Source organism: Micromonospora sp. CPCC 206061 (genome assembly GCF_036906915.1).
Classification (GTDB): domain Bacteria; phylum Actinomycetota; class Actinomycetes; order Mycobacteriales; family Micromonosporaceae; genus Phytohabitans.
On the sequence record NZ_JBAKHX010000216.1, the window covers coordinates 1 to 1022 of the forward strand.

1 protein-coding gene and 1 pseudogene are annotated in these 1022 nt (G+C 69.0%); both read left to right on the forward strand.

All coding sequences use genetic code 11. The features are described from left to right. Positions 1-962, forward strand: a 962-nt coding sequence (locus V6V89_RS41460) for a helix-turn-helix domain-containing protein (protein ID WP_334625230.1), incomplete at its 5' end; no start/stop codon positions are given. Beyond that, a pseudogene (locus V6V89_RS41465) lies at positions 923-1022 on the forward strand (integrase core domain-containing protein); the annotation flags it as partial. The gene V6V89_RS41460 and the pseudogene V6V89_RS41465, both read left to right, overlap by 40 nt.

Sequence of the window (1022 nt, forward strand, 5' to 3'; positions counted from 1 at the left end):
GCACCCTGTACCGTTCGGAAATTCGGCCGCGGACGCTGACGTGCGGCTTTGTCCGCCGCGGGATCGATTCTGGCGGCATGCTGCCGGTCATGGTCCTGTCCTTCGGGTACGTGATCCTGCGTAAGGTACTGCAGCTGATCATCGTGTTGGCGCGCGGTGAGCGCGCCAACGCGGTCGAGGTGCTCGTGCTGCGGCACCAGGTCGCGGTGCTACGTCGGCAGGTGCGTCGCCTGGATCTGGATCCCGTAGACCGGGTGGTATTGGCTGGGTTGTCGAGGCTGCTGCCGCGGGCGCGGTGGGCGGCGTTCTTCGTCACCCCGGCCACGCTGTTGCGCTGGCACCGCAACCTGATCGCGCGCCGGTGGACGTTCGCGCCGCGACGGCCGGGCCGCCCACCGGTCACGGCCGAGGTGCGGGAGTTGGTGCTGCGGCTGGCCCGGGACAACCCGACTTGGGGATGTCGGCGCATCCAGGGCGAGCTGGCCGGCCTGGGCTACCGGATCGCGCCGAGTACGATCTGGGCCATCCTGTTCAAGGCCGGTGTCGGACCGGCACCGCGACGGGCCGGCCCGACCTGGACCGAGTTCCTCACCGCGCAGGCCAAGGGCCTGCTGTGCTGCGACTTCCTGCACGTGGATACGATCGGCCTGACTCGCATCTATGTGCTGTTCCTGATGGAGATGGCCACCCGGCGGGTCCACCTGCTAGGCGCCACGACCAACCCGAGCGGGCAGTGGGTGGCCCAGGCGGCGCGCAACCTGGTGCTGGACCTGGGGGAGCGAGCCAACCGGTTCCGATTCCTGATCCGGGATCGCGACGCCAAGTACACCGGCATGTTCGACGCCGTGTTCCACGCCGACGGTGTCGAGGTGCTCCTCATCCCCCGCAGGCGCCCCGGGCGAACGCCTTCGCGGAGCGCTGGGTGCGCACGGTCCGGCGCGAGTGCCTGGACCGGATTCTGATCTACAACACCCGACATCTGCTCGCCGTAGTGCGCGAGTACCTCGCGCACTACAACCAAC